Origin of the sequence: Enterobacter cloacae complex sp. P43RS, assembly GCF_014930585.1 — a bacterium.
Classification (GTDB): domain Bacteria; phylum Pseudomonadota; class Gammaproteobacteria; order Enterobacterales; family Enterobacteriaceae; genus Enterobacter; species Enterobacter bugandensis.
The window spans coordinates 236,795-253,612 of record NZ_JADBRJ010000001.1; the positions used below are offsets into that span (position 1 = coordinate 236,795).

Sequence of the window (16,818 nt, forward strand, 5' to 3'; positions counted from 1 at the left end):
TGAAACGGCCTTTTCGTTCAATATTTTCTCAATCTAGCAACGGGATCTGCCTTTTGCAAACTTAATTTAACATTTGACAAACAATTTGTTTGCATACAGATTCGATAGGGTGGACATTATATTTGACGGTCCAGAGCAGCGAACGCAAATCCCAAAAACGGTGGTAAATCATGGAAACCAATATCGTAGAAGTTGAGAACTTTGTGCAGCACACGGATGAGAGGCGGGGCAGCGCCTTTACGCAGGAAGTGAAGCGCTATTTAGAAAAGTATCCTGACACCCAGTTTATTGATGTCCTCCTGACCGACCTGAACGGCTGTTTTCGCGGCAAGCGCATCCCGGTTGCCGGACTGAGCAAGCTTGAAAAAGGCTGCTATTTCCCGGCATCGGTTTTCGCCATGGACATTCTGGGTAACGTCGTGGAAGAGGCGGGTCTGGGGCAGGAGCTCGGCGAGCCGGACTGTATCTGCGTGCCGGTACCGGGCACCCTGACGCCGTCCGCCGCTGACCCGGAATACATTGGTCAGGTGCAGCTCACCATGGTTGATGAAGATGGCGCTCCCTTTGACGTTGAGCCGCGGAATGTACTCAACCGACTCTGGCAGCAGCTGCGCCAGCGCGGTCTGTTCCCCGTGGTAGCGGTAGAGCTGGAGTTCTATTTACTTGACCGTAAGCGCGATGCCGACGGCTATCTGCAGCCCCCCTGCGCGCCGGGCACCGACGTGCGCAACACGCAGAGTCAGGTCTACTCGGTTGATAACCTGAACCACTTTGCTGACGTGCTGAACGACATTGACGAACTGGCGCAGCTGCAGCTGATCCCCGCCGACGGGGCAGTGGCTGAGGCCTCCCCGGGCCAGTTTGAAATTAACCTGCATCATACGGAAAACGTGCTCGACGCCTGCGATGATGCGCTGGCGCTAAAACGTCTCGTCAGGCAGATGGCGGAAAAACATAAGATGCACGCCACGTTTATGGCAAAGCCGTATGAAGAGCATGCAGGCAGCGGGATGCATATTCACATCAGCATGCAAAACAACCGAGGCGAAAACGTGCTCGCAGACGCCAGCGGCGAGGATTCCGCGCTGCTGAAACGCGCGCTGGCCGGGATGATCGATCTGATGCCCGCATCCATGGCGCTGTTGGCGCCGAACGTCAACTCCTACCGCCGCTTCCAGCCGGGAATGTACGTACCGACGCAGGCGTCATGGGGACACAATAATCGCACCGTTGCCCTGCGTATCCCCTGCGGCGATCGCCATAACCATCGGGTCGAGTACCGGGTGGCGGGAGCAGACGCGAACCCGTATCTGGTGATGGCGGCGATTTTTGCCGGCATTCTGCACGGGCTGGATAACGATTTACCCCTGCAGGAAGAAGTTGAAGGCAATGGTCTGGAGCAGGACGGACTGCCGTTCCCGATTCGTCAGAGCGATGCGCTGTGGAAATTCATGCAAAACGATCATCTTCGCGAGCGGCTGGGCGAACGTTTCTGCCACGTCTATCACGCCTGCAAAAATGATGAATTACTGCAGTTTGAACGCCTGATTACCGAAACAGAAATTGAGTGGATGCTGAAAAACGCATGATGACGTGCCCCGGTTAGGGGCCGCTTTGTTTCATCGCATACGTATCACCAAACGGCCTGCGCGGAGCCTGGCCGAAACGTTCGCTGGCACGCCAGCTATCTCCCGGGAGTCGCGTTATGGAGCGCAGGCGGCACAGGGACTTTCTTAACGACACTGTGTGACGAGGTAGGAAATGATGCAGATGTTCAACTATCCGCAGGGCGAAGGGGGCCAGTCAGGCGCCTGCTGTGAGTGCGAGCGAGAGACGCTGCGCTGGTACGATCGCGTATGTTCTTTACAACTTCCCCCTTTGCTAAGCAGGTTTGCGTTACGGTCAGCGCGATTGCAAACCACGGTAAGCATGGGGGGGATGGTTTATGGCGACTAACACCTCTCTTGATTCGCCGCGCATGGCCGGAAGAACCCGGCTGCGCAGTTCCCTCAAGCTCTGGCAGGTTGTCATGATGGGGCTGGCTTACCTCACTCCCATGACCGTGTTTGATACCTTCGGCATTGTGTCCGGAATCAGCAACGGCCACGTGCCCGCCTCGTATCTGCTGGCGCTGGCGGGCGTCATGTTTACCGCCATCAGCTACGGCAAACTGGTGCGGCAGTTCCCGGAAGCGGGCTCCGCGTATACCTACACGCAGAAATCGATCGGCCCCCACTTAGGCTTTATGGTCGGCTGGTCATCGCTGCTGGACTATCTCTTCCTGCCGATGATCAACGTGCTGCTGGCGAAGATCTACCTTTCCGCGTTGTTCCCTGAAGTCCCGCCCTGGGTCTGGGTGGTGGGGTTTGTGACGATCCTGACGCTGGCGAACCTGAAAAGCGTTAACCTGGTCGCCAACTTTAACACCCTGTTTGTGCTGGTGCAGGTCGCCATCATGGTGGTGTTTGTCATACTCGTAGTGCATGGCCTGCACAAGGGTGAGGGGGTCGGCACCGTCTGGTCGCTCCAGCCGTTTATCAGCGAGAACGCGCACCTGCTTCCTATCATTACCGGCGCGACTATCGTCTGCTTCTCTTTCCTTGGCTTTGACGCGGTCACCACGCTGTCGGAAGAGACGCCAAACGCGGCGCGGGTGATCCCCAAAGCCATTTTCCTGACCGCACTGTATGGCGGGCTGATATTTATTGTTGCCTCGTTTTTCATGCAGCTCTTTTTCCCGACGATCGCGCGCTTCAAGAACCCGGACGCCGCGCTGCCGGAAATTGCGCTGTACGTGGGCGGCAAGCTCTTCCAGTCGGTGTTTCTGTGCACCACGTTTGTGAATACGCTTGCTTCAGGCCTGGCCTCGCACGCCAGCGTCTCACGCTTATTGTACGTGATGGGGCGTGACAACGTCTTTCCTGAGCGGGTGTTTGGCTACGTGCATCCGAAGTGGCGCACTCCGGCCCTGAACGTGATTATGGTAGGGATAGTGGCGCTGTCGGCCCTGTACTTTGATCTCGTAACCGCGACGGCGCTGATCAACTTTGGCGCGCTGGTGGCGTTTACGTTTGTTAATCTCTCGGTGTACAACCATTTCTGGCGGCGTAAGGGGCTGAACAAAACGTGGAAAGATCGGCTCCACTATTTCCTGCTGCCACTCATTGGTGCCGCAACGGTCGGCGTGCTTTGGATCAACCTCGAAGCGACGTCCCTGACGCTTGGCCTCATCTGGGCGGCACTGGGTGTCCTTTACCTGACCTGGCTCACGCGCCGCTTCCGAAAACCGCCTCCGCAGTTTGAAGCTGGTAAGATAGAGCAGGCCTGGGATTCCTGAACGTGAAACGGCACCAGTAAGCTGGTGCCGTTTATCTGGATCGGGCATCAGCCCGCAGGATGATTATCTCAGGCGTTTATGAAGGCTTGCGCCCACCAGCAGTGCGGCACAGAGCATCAGCGCGATAAACCCGCCCACGCCGTTCCAGCCGTAGTGATGCCAGAACACGCCGCCCAGCGTCCCGGCGATGCTTGAGCCCAGATAATAGCTAAACAGATACAGCGACGATGCCTGGCCTTTGGCGCGACGCGCGCGCGGGCCAATCCAGCTGCTGGCGACGGAGTGAGCGGCGAAGAAGCCTGCGGAGAAGAGCAGCATCCCGGCAAAGATAAGCCACAGGGAAGAGAAAAGCGTCAGCAGCAGGCCGAGCAGCATCACTGCGGTAAACACCAGCATCACCGGCCCGCGGCCAAAGCGTGCCGTCATCGCCCCGGCTTTCGGCGAACTCCACGTACCAGTGAGATAGGCCACGGAAAGCAAACCCACAACGGCCTGATTCAGATGCCACGGCGAGAGCATCAGCCGGTAGCCAATATAGTTAAACAACGTCACGAAGGAACCCATCAGCAGGAATCCCATCAGAAACAGTCGCGGTAAACCTTTGTCACGCCAGTGCAGACGGAAGTTGATAAACAGCGTTTTCGGACGCAGAGACGTCGGGCGAAAATGACGCGATTCCGGCAGGATTTTCCAGAACATCAGGGCCGATGCCAGCGCAAAACACCCGATCACCGCCAGCGCAATGCGCCAGCTAAAGAAGTCCGTGAATACCCCGCTCAGCAGACGCCCGCTCATGCCGCCAATCGAGTTCCCGCTGATGTACAGCCCCATCGAAAAGGCGACGAAGCTCGGATGGATCTCCTCGCTGAGATAGGTCATCCCGACTGCCGCCACGCCGCTGAGCGAGAGCCCGATCAGCGCGCGCATCATCAAAATGCCGTGCCAGCTGGTCATCATCGTCGAGAGTAACGTACAGACCGAGGCCAGCATCAGGGCGGTTACCATCACCTGTTTACGGCCAATGGCGTCGGAGAGCGGGCCGGTAAAAAGCAGGCCAATTGCCAGCATCCCGGTTGAAATGGAAAGCGAAACGCTGCTGCTGGCAGGCGATACGCCAAACTCGTGGGAGAGAACGGGCAGGATCGGCTGAACGCAGTAGAGCAGGGCAAACGTTGCCAGACCGGCGGAAAAGAGCGCCAGCGTGACGCGCATAAACTGGGGGGTACCACGTTTGATGAACTGAACCGGCTGCGATGCTACAGGCAAATCATTAATATCTCTGGCCGGCTCGATATCAATGGTAGATGTACGACTCACACAGTTTCCTTGCTTAAACATCCCCGTGATTTTTGGTGACGGGTATGACCACACGTTTAGGGTAGGAAAATGTAAATATTCTGTCTAATATATTAATAATCTCAAATGATACTTTAAAAATATGAATATCGAGCTGCGTCATCTTCGCTACTTTGTCGCCGTCGCCGAGGAACTGCATTTTGGCCGCGCGGCGGCACGGCTGAACATTTCTCAGCCGCCTTTAAGCCAGCAGATTCAAATCCTCGAACAGCAGGTCGGGGCGCGTCTTCTGGCCCGCACCAACCGCAGCGTGAGCCTGACGGCAGCGGGTAAGCAGTTTCTGATCGACAGCCGACAAATTCTGAGCATGGTCGACGACGCCGCTGCCCGGGCGGAACGGCTCTATCTTGGGGAAGCCGGGGAGCTGCGGATCGGGTTTACCTCGTCCGCGCCGTTTATCAGCGCCGTCTCGCAGACGCTTTCGTCATTCCGCCGTCATTTTCCGGACGTGCATATTCAGACGCGCGAAATTAATACCCGCGAGCAGATTGCGCCGCTTAACGAAGGTGCGCTCGATCTGGGGCTGATGCGTAATACCCAGCTGCCGGACACGCTGGCGTGGGAGGTTATCCTGCGCGAACCGCTGATGGCCATGATCCCGAACGATCACCCGCTGGCGTCGCGTCCGGCGGTTTCGCTGGCGGAGCTGGCAAAAGAGCCGTTTGTCTTTTTTGACCCGCAGGTCGGGACGGGCCTGTATGACGATATTCTGGGGCTAATGCGCCGCTACGATCTGGCGCCGGTCATTACCCAGGAAGTGGGAGAGGCGATGACCATTATCGGCCTGGTCGCCGCCGGGCTGGGCGTGTCGATACTCCCGGCCTCCTTTAAGCGGGTACAGCTACGCGAGATGCGCTGGGTTACTATCGCCGAGGAGGATGCCGTTTCAGAGATGTGGCTGGTGTGGTCAAAACATCGCGAACAGAGTCATGCTGCCCAGCGCTTCAAACAGCGGTTAATCCAGGCTTCCGCGGTCTGATATTTCCCTGGAAAACGGGTAAAAATGTGCGGTAAATCACAAGGCTAAGTAAATATTTGACGACACCCATGGAAGTGCTTCACCATAGCCAACAGTTTATTTCGAAGCTCGAAAATAAGGGAGTACGAGGTGGTTGCTGATAGTCAGCCAGGGCATATTGATCAGATTAAGCAGACCAACGCTGGCGCGGTGTATCGCCTGATTGATCAGCTTGGTCCGGTTTCGCGTATCGATCTGTCGCGCCTGGCACAGCTGGCACCTGCCAGTATCACCAAAATTGTCCGCGAAATGCTGGAAGCGCACCTGGTCCAGGAGACGGAAATTCAGGAGCCGGGCAGCCGTGGTCGTCCGGCGGTCGGCCTGGTGGTCGAGACGGAAGCCTGGCACTACCTCTCGCTGCGCATCAGCCGCGGAGAGATCTTCCTTGCGCTGCGCGATCTCAGCAGCAAGCTGGTGGTGGAAGACCGGCTTGAGCTGCCGCTCAACGCCGAGGAACCGCTTCTCGATGCGATTGTCTCCCATATCGATCGCTTCTTTATTCGCCATCAGCAGCGGCTTGAACGCTTAACGGCGATTGCCATCACCATGCCCGGCATTATTGATACCGAAAATGGTATTGTTCACCGCATGCCGTTTTACGACGATGTTAAAGAGATGCCGCTGGGCGAAGTGCTGGAAAACCATACCGGCGTCCCGGTCTATATTCAGCACGACATCAGCGCCTGGACGATGGCGGAAGCGCTGTTCGGCGCGTCGCGCGGTGCGCGGGATGTCATTCAGGTGGTTATCGACCATAACGTCGGGGCGGGGGTGATCACCGACGGACGGCTTCTCCACGCCGGGAGCAGCAGCCTGGTGGAAATTGGTCATACCCAGGTCGACCCGTACGGTAAACGCTGCTACTGCGGGAACCATGGCTGTCTGGAGACGATCGCTAGCGTGGAAAGCGTGCTAGAACTGGCGCAGGTGAGGCTCAGTCAGTCCATGAGCTCCTCGCTTCACGGCCAACCCTTAACGGTGGATTCCCTTTGCGCCGCCGCGCGTCAGGGGGATCTGCTGGCGAAGGACATTATTACCGGGGTGGGTAATAACGTAGGCCGCATTCTGGCGATTATGGTGAACCTCTTCAATCCGCAAAAAATCCTGATCGGCTCACCGCTCAGCCAGGCGGCGGAGATCCTTTTTCCGGCGATTACGGCCTGTATTCAGCAGCAGTCGCTTCCTGCCTACAGCAGAAATATTGCGGTAGAAAGTACCCAGTTTTCCAACCAGGGCACAATGGCCGGCGCGGCGCTGGTCAAAGATGCCATGTACAACGGCTCGCTGCTTATCCGCCTGTTACAGGGTTAACTCTTTTCCGCGGATGTAAGAAAAATTGCGCTATCTCAAGCCGGGTAGCGCACGCATCCCGTAGACTTCCTCCACTGAATTATTTACCTGGTTGATATTTTCGAAGCATACCCAAGAGGTGGAGTGAGTCATGCTTAAGCGTTTCTTTGTTACTGGTACAGATACCTCTGTCGGCAAGACCGTTGTATCCCGCGCATTGCTGCAGGCTCTGACAGCAAGCGGTAAACGCGTCGCTGGGTACAAACCGGTCGCAAAAGGGAGTAAAGAGACGCCAGAGGGATTGCGAAATAAAGACGCCCTGGTGCTGCAAAGCGTCTCGTCGCTGGAACTGCCTTACCACGCGGTCAATCCTATTGCGTTAAGCGAAGATGAAAGCAGCGTGGCGCACAGTGGCCCGATCAATTATTCCCTGTTATCCGACGGGCTGGCGAACCTGAGTGAGCAGGTCGATCACGTAGTCGTCGAAGGAACGGGCGGCTGGCGCAGCCTGATGAATGATTTACGCCCGCTGTCTGAATGGGTCGTGCAGGAGCAGCTGCCGGTAGTGATGGTGGTGGGGATCCAGGAAGGCTGTATCAACCACGCGCTGCTGACGGCGCAGGCGATTGCCAATGACGGCCTGCCGCTGGCTGGCTGGGTGGCAAACCGTATTAATCCAGGCCTCGCGCACTACGCGGAGATCATCGACGTACTGAGCACCAAACTGCCTGGCCCGCTGGTGGGCGAGCTGCCTTATCTGCCTCGCGCCGAGCAGCGCGAGCTAGCGCAGTACATCGATCTCTCTGCCCTCGGTGGCGTGTTGACCGTAGATCGAGTCGTGGCGTAACGTCCGCGACAGTACGGACGCTATCACGCAGGCGACCAGTAAACCGGGCAGTAAAAAATACTGCCCGGTCATTTCACAGACCATCAGCGCCGACATAATGGGCGCATGCGTGGTCGCAGCGAGCAGCGTTGCCATCCCGGCCAGCCCCAGCAACATGGCCGTCTCAGAACCCGGCAGCCACAGCGCGAAAAACTGCGCGAACAGCATCCCCGTAGCCATACCGACAAACAGGGTAGGCGTAAATACCCCGCCCGGCGCACCCGAACCGCTGCTTGCCAGCACCGCCAGCAATTTACAGATGAACACGCCGGCAATCACCGACAGCAGCGGCGGGGCGAGCAGAAAAGCCTGAACCACGCTGTAGCCGTTCCCCCAAACCTTCGGCGTCAAAAGAGACAGCAGCCCGACAATCAAGCCGCCGAGTGCCAGCTGCCACGGCGGCGAAAGCCTGAGACGCAGGAAAAGCCCGTGGCTGAACGCCATTAGCCACATCAGCAGCGGTCCGCAGAGACCTGCCAGCAGCCCCATCGCGACCAGCAGGGCATAATCTGCCGCGGTGAGAATGCCGCTCAGATGGACCTCGTAGAGCGTACCGGCACCCGGTGCCAGGAGTTGCGTCGTAAGAAGCGCCACCACCGCCGCAATCACCACGGGGCCGAGCGAGGCCAGCATCAGCGTGCCAAACAGAATCTCTGCAATAAACAGGCTTCCCGCTAACGGAGCATGGTAGGCGCTGGCCATCCCGGCGGCGGCGCCACAGGCGATCCAAAGCTTCCATTCCGATTTGGGCGTAAAGCGCCGGGCAAAAAAGGAGGCGGCGAGGGCGGCAAGCAGGATCATGGCCCCTTCGCGGCCGATGGCGCTTCCGCTGGCAACGACCAGCAGCGAAGCAAGAGATTTAACGAGGCTCGCGCCGTAATCAAACTGACCGTCGCCGGTCTCCAGCGCTTCCATATAATCGGTGGGGGCATGAGGCCGCTGGGCGGTCAGGCGCTGCCATCCCCAGAGCAACAGCCCGGCAGCCAGCCCGCCCAGCGCGGGCGTCAGCGCGCGCCTCCAGGGGGAGAGCGACGCGGCGGCATTCACCAGGCTGCCGCTGTCGTTGCTCAGAAGCAGCCACTCCAGCAGGTACATGCTGTGGCGGAACACCGCAACGGCCAGCGCGGCCAGCACGCCGGTGACGGTGGCAATCAGGAGTCGGCGAAACATCGCACGGATGTCGGGGTACGTATGAAGACGTTGCATGGGTCGCGAGTAAACGGGGATGATGTCCTATTGTGGTTGGAACTCAACCAGTATGCAAATGAGCTTTTATAGGGTGTTCTATATATATTATTTATTTTTCTTTGTCATTTATTTGATTATTAAATATTAACCAGAAGTGCTGAATAAATCTGGTGAACTCGTCTTCATAGTAAAATTGCTTTTTTATTTACAGGAAGGAAAAGGAAATTCTTTATGAGTAACGAACTCACTAATTACCGGAGCGTAATGCATGGGTTACCGTACCGATAATTATGGTCGGGGGCAGGCGCTTGAGAATGATAAAACGACTACCGGTGCCAGGTGTATTGCGTCTATAACGGACAGCACCGAATTTGGGCGCAGGATACTCCGGGTAGGTGATAAAACCACTCCCTGCCCCAAATGCGGGAAACAGGGCGTCATTGTATCAGGTGAAGAACGCGTGACATTTCACGGGGTACCCGCCGCTGTTCACGGTTCAGAAGTTCACTGTGATTGCCCTCCGGGTTCGAACCGGGTGATTGCTCCGGCAGGTCAGTGGCTGGGACGGGGACGTGACCCGGTTGAGATTGCCAGAGAGGAACACGCTGCCAGGCTGGCAGCAGAAAAGGAAGCCGAAGAAAAACGCAAGGCGGAGGAAAGGGAACGCAACCGGGTATTCGCAAAATCCTGCCTGCGCGGTGAGGGGTGTAATGATACCGGTGACCAGCGCGAGCCACATACCAATTTTGCTGATATGGCTTTTTTTCAGGCCATGCCCGCCAGCGACCCGGCAACCGATTCAGACGCACCGCAGCACGCACAGACCGCAAAAAAGAAAAAGCCAGACGATATCCCCAAACCGAAGAAGCGCAGCGCCCTTTATCGCTGGTGGAACGGTAACCATGAGGCGATGGATTATCAGGCCGCCGTTGCTGCCGCAGTTGCAGCTTCACGTGCACAGACGGCCACGGCAGGCGCAAGCCTGCTGGAGCTGATAAGCGGCAGGGCGCTGACATACGGCACCTGGGCGGTACGTGGTGCCGCCGGGCTGGGGGAGACAGCCGCCGCCGGAGCGGGTGCATCCGTGGCCGGGCTGCTGGTGGGAATGATGCCCGGCAGGCTGAACGACGGCGAACAGGATTTTATCGACCGTATGCGCCTGGAGCAGATGCGTGAAGCCCCGAGCCGGGTGCGCTATACGTGGGAGAACGACAGCAGCGGGAACGCGGTCCCGCGTGGCTGGCACACGCCACCCGGCCGGGACAGTGTTCGCGTCAGAAAAATGGAGTATGACAGCAGCGCTCAGGCGTACACCTTCACCACGGAGGAAGAACCGCGCGTCACCATCGTCTGGACGCCTGATCGGACAGGTGAAGAAAAACCGTGGAATACCGGCAACCAGACGCGGCCAGTGTTGCCGAACCCGGTGATAGTGGACCCGCTGCCGGATAACACCGGCATAACGGCGACCACCAGCCCGGCACCGGAGGAAAAACGTTTCGCGGATTACATTCTGATCCTGCCGTTCCCTGACCTGCCGCCGATTTATATTTACCTGAGCAAACCGCCGGTGGAGTTTCTGGAGGTTGAGTTATACAGTGACTTCAAACGCCGTTCTCGGCAGGGGATTTACGAGGCTGATCACATGCCGTCGAGGGCTGCCGTTGATGCATATCTAAAAGCTAATTATCCGTTGCTAGATGATGACGAGATATTTGCACTGACTGATAAAGTTGCAGCCATCGTGATCCCGAAAGATATTCATCAAAAAATAAGCGAGACATATGGTGGACGTAATACGCCTACACATATTGATCTTGACTCAAGGAACCTCAGGGCAGCAGTGGATCGCAATCTGGATGCTATAAAACCGGCATTGAAAGAGCATGGAGCGACCGAAATCCAGATCGAAGCAGCAAGGGTGAAAATACATACAATTAACAGTGAAGCGGGGCTTTACAAATGACGATAGACGTTGAAGCGCTGATATATAGTCTTGGTAAGTCTTATCAATATATGCTTGATAAGGACTTAATTCCGTATAAATCTCCTCCAAAGGGATCTTCTGGAACACCGACCCTCAACCTCGAAATGGCTCAGGAAGGGATTTTTCTTTCTTTTTGGCGAGAGGGGAGGATTTTGAAATCTGTCACACTCAGAATTCAGCACGAACCTGCTTCCAGTTGGACATTTCCTAATGAACTACCAGCACCCTTGCAGGCGTCTATGTCTCGTAAATGGGTTAATGAAACTCTTGGTGAGCCGCTAAGAAGTGCGCCGCCTTACACTGTGATGAATAAGGATTATGGTTGGACAGACCTTTATGAGGTAAAGGATCACGATATTCCTACGAGCATGCAGATTAACTATGACGTAGAGGATCGCGTGAGGTCTGTAACCTTCATGCCAACCTCAGAGCTTCGCTGGTAATGCGCAACACAAGCCCCGGGAGGGGCTTTTTTGTGCCCGCGTGCAATAAAGCCGCCATTAAAAAAGCATGGTGCGAGGGAAAGTCAGATTGAAGCTGCAAAGGTTAAAATTCACGAATTGAATCGTAATGTGGGGTTATACGAATGACCGTCAATGTAGAAGCACTGATCCGTAATCTGGGCAGGAGCTAAAAAAATTAGTGGACAATGAAATAATCACTTATAAAACTGACACTAAAGAGGCAGTAAGTTGTGGAAGGGTAACGATGAGGAGGTGGATTATCAGGCTGCCGCAGCTGCGGCTAAAAGGCGAGCAGATGAAGCCTGCCGACCCATCAAGCAAGGTTGAAAGATGAATATCGTTTACACTATTGATGTTTACAGCAAAGAAATGCAAGTCTTACTTTCCGAGATAGAAGTCCCACCTGAAAAAGCTACTGAAATGGCGAATATTTTAGGGTTAAATGCCAATGACCGAGAGGAGTTTGCGCGTGGCATTGGTGTTTACCAGCTAACAAAAGAACAGGCACACCAAATTGAATTATTGGTAGGTAAAACGTTTTATTCAGATGATGTGACCTTGCAAATTTCTGGTGGAGAAATATGAGGGCCGGGTTCTTCAACCCACCAGCGAATTGTTGCTGGTGGGTTGAAATTGCCGGGAAGAAATTACGTTGTCTCTTCAGCGTGATGACGTAAAGGGATGAGGCTTCCCGAATGAACTCCCTACACAGTTCCTACGGAACCTGTCTCGCGCATGGATTCAAAACTTAGTAAATATAATTCTCAGCTCTCACTATGAATATTCAGCGCCCGGCGCGTACGCCCTGAGCTCAGGTATTCGGCAATATAATCCTGCGAAATCTCGCCGTTGTAGCGCCCGTCCTCATCCACGATCGGCATCCAGCTGGTGTTGCTCTCATACAGGCGTGACAGCACCACGCGCAGGTTGTCTTCGGCTTTGCCGGTCATGCGGAACGGATGCAGGATGTCGGCGCAGGTCCCGCTGGCGTTACGCGCTTCGCGACGCTTCACAAAGCCCAGCGGCTTGCCGTGCTCGTCAACCACGGTAATCGCGCGAATATCGTTATCATCCATGGTTGCAAAGGCTTCCGGGAGCGGAGTCGAACCCCGTACCGTAATGGTCGGCTGCTGGTCGGTGACGTCGCCGGCGGAGACCAGCAGCAGGCGCTTCAGCGTGCGGTCCTGACCGACAAACGAGCCGACAAATTCGTTCGCCGGTTTCGCCAGCAGTTCGTCCGGGCTGGCACACTGGACGATTTTTCCCTGACGGAAGACCGCGATGCGGTCCCCGAGCTTCAGGGCTTCGTCGATATCGTGGCTCACCAGCATGACGGTTTTTTTCAGCTTGCGCTGCATCTCGAGGAACTGGTTCTGGATCACCTCACGGTTGATCGGGTCCACCGCGCCGAAGGGTTCATCCATTAGCAGTACCGGAGGATCCGCCGCCAGGGCGCGAATAACGCCAATACGCTGCTGCTGGCCGCCGGACATCTCGCGCGGATAACGGTGGAGGAACTTGTGCGGATCCATTGCCACCATATCCATCAGCTCTTCGGCGCGGGCTTTGCAGCGCGCTTTATCCCAGCCCAGCATGCGCGGCACGACGGTGATGTTCTCTTCAATGGTCATGTTCGGGAACAGGCCAATCTGCTGAATCACATAGCCAATGTTGCGGCGCAGGGTCACGGTGTCCATCCCGTTGGTGTCCTCGCCGTTAATCAGGATGTTTCCGCTGCTTGGGGTGATGAGGCGGTTAATCATCTTCAGGGTGGTGGTCTTTCCGCAGCCAGACGGGCCGAGCAGGACGCACATTTCCCCTTCTGGCACGTTCAGGTTGACGTTATCGACGGCCTTAAAGGTCTGGCCGTGCTTCTGTGAAAATTGTTTGGTGAGGTTTTCCAGTTTTATCATTATCGAATCCCCTTTGGAGTCAGAACCACCTGCAGACGGTGCAGCAGCCAGTCGAGCACAATCGCTAAAAGACAGATCATCAGCGCGCCCGCAATCAACATACGAATATCGCTTCCGCCGATGCCGTTAAGCAGCAGCAGGCCAAGTCCGCCCGCGCCAATCACGGCGGCAATCGCCATGACGCCGATGTTCATCACCACGGCGGTGCGGATCCCGCCGAAAATCACCGGCAGCGCCATCGGAATTTCCACCCAGCGCAGACGCTGCCAGAACGTCATGCCGATGCCGCGTCCGGCTTCGCGCAGGCCCGGCGGCAGGCTGTCGAGCGCCGTGTGGGTGTTACGCACGATCGGCAGCAGCGAGTAGAGAAACACCGCCGTGATTGCGGGCAGGGCGCCAATCCCCTGACCGACCAGCGAAAACAGCGGGATCATCAGGCCAAACAGGGCAATGGACGGGATGGTCAACACAATGGTGGCAATCCCCAGCACCGGCGTCGCCAGCCACTTGTGGCGCACAATCAAAATGCCCAGCGGGACGCCGATGATAATCGCTAAGCCCACGGCCAGCGCCACCAGCCACAGATGCTGCAGCGTCAGGGTTAACAGATAGTCCCAGTTGTCCAGAATGTAGTGAACGGTATCCATAGCGCCTCCTACAGCAGCTGTTTGCTACGCAGGAAATCGCGGGCGACCTGCTGCGGTGACTGATGGTCAATATCCACCTTCTTGTTCAGCTCGGTGATAACGTCGTTGTTGAGCTGGGCCGAGAGGGTATTGAGCGCCTCTTCCAGACCGGGATTGGCCTCCAGGGTGTCCTTGCGCACCACCGGGGTGACCGCGTAGCTCGGGAAGAAGCCTTTATCATCTTCCAGCACTTTGAGATCAAAGCCCTTCACGCGCCCGTCGGTGGTATAAACCAGCCCGGCGTCGACGAAGCCGTCGCGCACGGCGTTATAGACCAGACCCGGGTCCATCTGGCGGATTTGCGGACGGTCCAGATCCATCTTATAGGCCTCCTGCAGAGGCTTCATGCCGTCGCTGCGCCCGGCAAATTCAAGGTCTAAGCCCAGCAGCCAGTTTTTGTCCGGGTTGGTTTTGCGAACCTGTTCAATTTTCGCCACCATCTCCGACATGGTGTTGATATGCTCCGCCTCGGCGCGCTTGCGCTGCATGGCGAAAGCGTAGGTGTTGTTCATATCGGCGGGTTTGAGCCACACCAGACCGTGCTTCGCATCCAGGCGCTTCACCGTCTCCCAGGACTCCTGCGGCGACATGCGCTTGTTGATGTGGTTGAAGATGATCAGCGACGTGCCGGTGTACTCCCAGGTCATATCAATCTGCTTGTTGATCATCGCGTTGCGGGAGATCACCGTGGCGATATTGGTTTTTGGCTGAACCTGAAAACCTTTCTTTTGCAGGTACTGTACGGTCATCGCCGAGAGAATGTGCTGTTCGGTAAAGCTCTTGGTCGCCAGAATCAGCGGGGCTGCCATCGCCTGGCCGGTGAACAGCGCCGCGGCACACAGCGCCGCAAGGCTGGATATCAGTCTCATAAAAGCTCCTTGTTATTGTTATCGAGCGAGATGGGGACTCATCACGCGACCCAGCGCCGCCAGCAGGGTGTCGAGGATCAGGGCGAACAGGGCGGTGGCCGCCGCGCCGAGGATCAGGGTTGGGAAATCGTTCAGGTAAATGCCCGGGAAAATCAGCTCGCCGTAGCTGCTGGCGCCAATCAGGAACGCCAGCGGCGCGGTACCGACGTTAATGGCGGTGGCGATGCGGATCCCCGAGAGCATAACCGGCCAGGCGTTGGGCAGCTCAACCTGGCACAGGCGCTGCCATTTGGTCATCCCAATCCCGTTTGCCGCTTCCAGCAGCGACGACGGGACCGAGCACAGCCCGGCGTAGGTATTGCGCACAATCGGCAGCAGCGAGGCGAGGAACAGGGCGATGATGGCGGGCGTATCGCCGATACCAATCACCACCATCGCCAGCGCCAGCACGGCCAGGGGCGGCAGGGTGTTGCCGACATTAAAGATTTGCATCACGTATTCGGCGACGCCCCGCGCGGCCGGACGGCTCAGCAGAATACCGGCCGGAATGCCCACCAGCAGGGCAAAAAACATCGACGAGAAAACCAGAATCATGTGCTGTTGCCCGAGGTAGACCAGGTCAACCTGACGCGCCTTGATTGTCTCAAGCCCGATTCCCCAGACGAGGAGGGCGAGGACCACGAGAATGGCGCCGACAAATAGCAGCGAGCGTTTGAGTAATGGGTGCATTGCGGTGTGTCTCCCTGTGCGCATGCGTTATAGCAACCACCGGTTGCCTGTTGTTATGCCATGTTTCGGCAGGGGTAATTGACCTATAGCAAGCGTTTGGGAAGGGTTCCAGCGAAGGGGGGAAATCAGTAACCCTATGAAATTAGTGACAACCTTAATTAAAGCCTTATGGCGTAAGGGCTGGTTGCGTGCCGGGCAGAATAGTCCTAAAGCGAATTTTCAATAGTGACAGTGTCACATATCAGAAGGCGCCCTTACGCCGAGAGTCGTTCGTTATTTAGATAGAGGCACGAACCCGGCGAACGCGAACCGAGATGCTAATGATAGAAAAAATGGCAACAATCGCGAGCAGCAGCCCAAGCGCCAGCATGGCGTTAAACCCAATCCATCTGAACAACAGCAGCCCAGCAATCCCTCCGCTCATAAACGAGAAAATGGTGGTTAAGTGAGTTTTCAGCTGACTTTTTTGTGCCGCGGTATCCTTCGAGTAATCCCTGCGTAGCATCGCCACCAGCACGGAGGCCAGTGATATGCCTGCATCCGTTAGCGTGCCGGTAATGTGCGTCGATCTCACCCGCCCTCCGGAGAGCTGCGTGGAGGTTGAATTATGAATGCCCATCAGGCCGCACAGAAAAATAATAATCTCGCGGTTGCTCGTGAGGGCGTGGAAATACATCTCGTAGAGAGAGATGCCGGTCAATAGTATTCCCTCGACGAAAAGGATTTGGCAAAAAACCAGCCTGATATTGTGGATAATGCCCCAGAGTACAATAAGACGAGCAAGGATGGAGCCGGTGACAAAAGAGAGAATAATCGAGCCAAAGAAAATCATATCGCTCAGATCGGTGGAGGAGACTTCGCTGGATAATTGTGAGGTATTGCCGGTCATGTGAGAGGGGAAAAAGCCAAATGCCCCAAGGGCGATGGCGTTAAGCAAACCTGCCGAGGTCGCCAGCCAGAGGGCAAGCCGACGATCCTCCTTATGCGTTCGTTCTTTCTTGAGTCTAATCAGCAAGAATACCTCCGAGTTGAGCTTTGCCTGAATAGTCAGGCTAGCAAAGCGGTGCAACGGGCTGTCCAGGATATGGCTTAATT

Annotated in this window: 15 protein-coding genes; 8 read left to right on the forward strand and 7 right to left on the reverse strand. The window is 56.3% G+C overall.

Annotation, left to right across the window (positions count from 1 at the left end; genetic code table 11):
• Window positions 1-170 precede the first annotated feature (170 nt).
• Complete coding sequence (locus tag IM294_RS01195; protein WP_126817402.1) at window positions 171-1,589, forward strand: glutamine synthetase family protein; 1,419 nt, start codon at window positions 171-173, stop codon at window positions 1,587-1,589.
• A gap of 356 nt (window positions 1,590-1,945) precedes the next feature.
• A complete protein-coding gene (locus IM294_RS01200; protein WP_063153918.1) occupies window positions 1,946-3,337 on the forward strand; it encodes an APC family permease in 1,392 nt (463 codons plus the stop codon).
• A 63-nt stretch (window positions 3,338-3,400) separates the two neighbouring features.
• Here IM294_RS01200 and IM294_RS01205 read toward each other — a convergent pair whose 3' ends face one another.
• Window positions 3,401-4,654, reverse strand: coding sequence for an MFS transporter (locus IM294_RS01205; protein WP_048961365.1), 1,254 nt, complete (start codon window positions 4,652-4,654; stop codon window positions 3,401-3,403).
• A gap of 121 nt (window positions 4,655-4,775) precedes the next feature.
• Here IM294_RS01205 and IM294_RS01210 point away from each other — a divergent pair, with 121 nt between their 5' ends.
• The 3 genes from IM294_RS01210 to bioD all read left to right on the forward strand — a co-directional run bounded on the left by IM294_RS01210 (window position 4,776) and on the right by bioD (window position 7,848).
• On the forward strand, window positions 4,776-5,672 hold the full coding sequence (locus tag IM294_RS01210) for a LysR family transcriptional regulator (protein WP_048961364.1): 897 nt from the start codon (window positions 4,776-4,778) through the stop codon (window positions 5,670-5,672).
• Between the two features lie 129 nt (window positions 5,673-5,801).
• A complete protein-coding gene (mlc, locus tag IM294_RS01215; protein WP_041910244.1) occupies window positions 5,802-7,022 on the forward strand; it encodes a sugar metabolism global transcriptional regulator Mlc in 1,221 nt (406 codons plus the stop codon).
• A gap of 130 nt (window positions 7,023-7,152) precedes the next feature.
• Window positions 7,153-7,848, forward strand: coding sequence for a dethiobiotin synthase (gene bioD, locus IM294_RS01220; protein ID WP_028012980.1), 696 nt, complete (start codon window positions 7,153-7,155; stop codon window positions 7,846-7,848).
• Here the strand turns inward: bioD and clcB are convergent.
• Window positions 7,783-9,093 (reverse strand): voltage-gated ClC-type chloride channel ClcB, encoded by a 1,311-nt coding sequence (gene clcB, locus IM294_RS01225; protein WP_126817400.1) that lies wholly within the window; start codon window positions 9,091-9,093, stop codon window positions 7,783-7,785. The two genes, bioD and clcB, sit on opposite strands and share 66 nt — an antisense overlap.
• Before the next feature lie 250 nt (window positions 9,094-9,343).
• Between clcB and IM294_RS01230 the strand changes: the two genes are divergently transcribed.
• The 3 genes from IM294_RS01230 (at window position 9,344) to IM294_RS01240 (ending at window position 12,111) form a co-directional block, all read left to right on the forward strand.
• Window positions 9,344-11,041, forward strand: coding sequence for an S-type pyocin domain-containing protein (locus tag IM294_RS01230; RefSeq protein ID WP_193360290.1), 1,698 nt, complete (start codon window positions 9,344-9,346; stop codon window positions 11,039-11,041).
• Window positions 11,038-11,505, forward strand: a complete 468-nt coding sequence (locus IM294_RS01235) for a DUF6392 family protein (protein WP_126817988.1) — start codon at window positions 11,038-11,040, stop codon at window positions 11,503-11,505. The genes IM294_RS01230 and IM294_RS01235 overlap by 4 nt, the downstream gene beginning before the upstream one ends.
• A 351-nt stretch (window positions 11,506-11,856) precedes the next feature.
• The gene (locus tag IM294_RS01240) at window positions 11,857-12,111 is read left to right on the forward strand and encodes a hypothetical protein (protein WP_126817989.1); all 255 of its coding nucleotides are present in this window, start codon (window positions 11,857-11,859) and stop codon (window positions 12,109-12,111) included.
• A gap of 179 nt (window positions 12,112-12,290) precedes the next feature.
• Here the strand turns inward: IM294_RS01240 and osmV are convergent, their stop codons facing one another.
• The 5 genes from osmV to IM294_RS01265 form a co-directional block, all read right to left on the reverse strand.
• Window positions 12,291-13,439, reverse strand: a complete 1,149-nt coding sequence (gene osmV, locus IM294_RS01245; RefSeq protein WP_045631630.1) for an osmoprotectant ABC transporter ATP-binding protein OsmV — start codon at window positions 13,437-13,439, stop codon at window positions 12,291-12,293.
• Entirely contained in the window at window positions 13,439-14,086 is a 648-nt protein-coding gene (osmW, locus tag IM294_RS01250) for an osmoprotectant ABC transporter permease OsmW (protein ID WP_049137936.1), read from the reverse strand. Before osmW ends, osmV begins: the two co-directional genes overlap by 1 nt.
• Window positions 14,087-14,094: 8 nt before the next feature.
• Window positions 14,095-14,994, reverse strand: a complete 900-nt coding sequence (gene osmX / locus IM294_RS01255; RefSeq protein WP_041910236.1) for an osmoprotectant ABC transporter substrate-binding protein OsmX — start codon at window positions 14,992-14,994, stop codon at window positions 14,095-14,097.
• Between the two features lie 18 nt (window positions 14,995-15,012).
• Window positions 15,013-15,723 (reverse strand): osmoprotectant ABC transporter permease OsmY, encoded by a 711-nt coding sequence (gene osmY / locus IM294_RS01260; RefSeq protein ID WP_028012985.1) that lies wholly within the window; start codon window positions 15,721-15,723, stop codon window positions 15,013-15,015.
• 277 nt (window positions 15,724-16,000) lie between these two features.
• Window positions 16,001-16,738 (reverse strand): YoaK family protein, encoded by a 738-nt coding sequence (locus tag IM294_RS01265; protein ID WP_126817990.1) that lies wholly within the window; start codon window positions 16,736-16,738, stop codon window positions 16,001-16,003.
• Window positions 16,739-16,818: the final 80 nt, after the last annotated feature.

Excerpts from the sequence above, each read along its gene's own strand:
- IM294_RS01195 (WP_126817402.1), top strand. The coding sequence starts at position 171 with ATGGAAACCAATATCGTAGAAGTTGAGAACTTTGTGCAGCACACGGAT.
- IM294_RS01200 (WP_063153918.1), top strand. The coding sequence starts at position 1,946 with ATGGCGACTAACACCTCTCTTGATTCGCCGCGCATGGCCGGAAGAACC.
- IM294_RS01210 (WP_048961364.1), top strand. The coding sequence starts at position 4,776 with ATGAATATCGAGCTGCGTCATCTTCGCTACTTTGTCGCCGTCGCCGAG.
- bioD (WP_028012980.1), top strand. The coding sequence starts at position 7,153 with ATGCTTAAGCGTTTCTTTGTTACTGGTACAGATACCTCTGTCGGCAAG.
- clcB (WP_126817400.1), bottom strand. The coding sequence starts at position 9,093 with ATGCAACGTCTTCATACGTACCCCGACATCCGTGCGATGTTTCGCCGA.
- IM294_RS01230 (WP_193360290.1), top strand. The coding sequence starts at position 9,344 with ATGGGTTACCGTACCGATAATTATGGTCGGGGGCAGGCGCTTGAGAAT.
- IM294_RS01235 (WP_126817988.1), top strand. The coding sequence starts at position 11,038 with ATGACGATAGACGTTGAAGCGCTGATATATAGTCTTGGTAAGTCTTAT.
- IM294_RS01240 (WP_126817989.1), top strand. The coding sequence starts at position 11,857 with ATGAATATCGTTTACACTATTGATGTTTACAGCAAAGAAATGCAAGTC.
- osmV (WP_045631630.1), bottom strand. The coding sequence starts at position 13,439 with ATGATAAAACTGGAAAACCTCACCAAACAATTTTCACAGAAGCACGGC.
- osmW (WP_049137936.1), bottom strand. The coding sequence starts at position 14,086 with ATGGATACCGTTCACTACATTCTGGACAACTGGGACTATCTGTTAACC.
- osmX (WP_041910236.1), bottom strand. The coding sequence starts at position 14,994 with ATGAGACTGATATCCAGCCTTGCGGCGCTGTGTGCCGCGGCGCTGTTC.
- osmY (WP_028012985.1), bottom strand. The coding sequence starts at position 15,723 with ATGCACCCATTACTCAAACGCTCGCTGCTATTTGTCGGCGCCATTCTC.